Source organism: Corallococcus praedator (assembly GCF_003612125.1).
GTDB lineage: Bacteria > Myxococcota > Myxococcia > Myxococcales > Myxococcaceae > Corallococcus > Corallococcus praedator.
Map to the genome: position 1 here is coordinate 1 of NZ_RAWI01000974.1, position 457 is coordinate 457.

Below are 457 nucleotides of genomic sequence, written 5' to 3' on the forward strand. Positions count from 1 at the left end.
GATTCATCCCCGGCAAATCGACGCCTGCAACCGCCTTTTCTCTCCCTCACAGGCGGAGATCGACTGGGCGAAGCGCGTCGTCGACACCTTCGCCCTGCCGCAGAACGCCGCGGTGAATGCTCTGACGATCGACGGGCGGATGGTGGAGCGCCTGCATCTGGGGCCTGCTCACCAAATTCTAGCCCGCGCATAAGGCGCAGGCGCCGATCCATTCGGGCCTTGCCATGTCCTCATCAGAGTAGTAGCAATAGCAACAACTAATAATTGGAGCCAGGGAGGGGGCCAGAATGAGCATTCGCCGGGTGACGTTGAGACGTCTGGAATTGCCGCTGATCCGCCCCTACAGGTTGTCGTACCGGACCTTTGCGACGTTCGAGCCCTTCATGGTGGAGATCGAGGACGACGAAGGCCGCATCGCGACGTCGGACGCCCACATCTCGCCCGGATCGAGTAGCGA

The 457-nt window shown here is 61.3% G+C and carries 1 pseudogene; it reads left to right on the plus strand.

From position 1 onward, the window contains the following. Positions 1–193, plus strand: a pseudogene (locus D7Y13_RS46360) (CoA ester lyase); the annotation flags it as partial. Between the last annotated feature and the right edge of the window lie 264 nt (positions 194–457).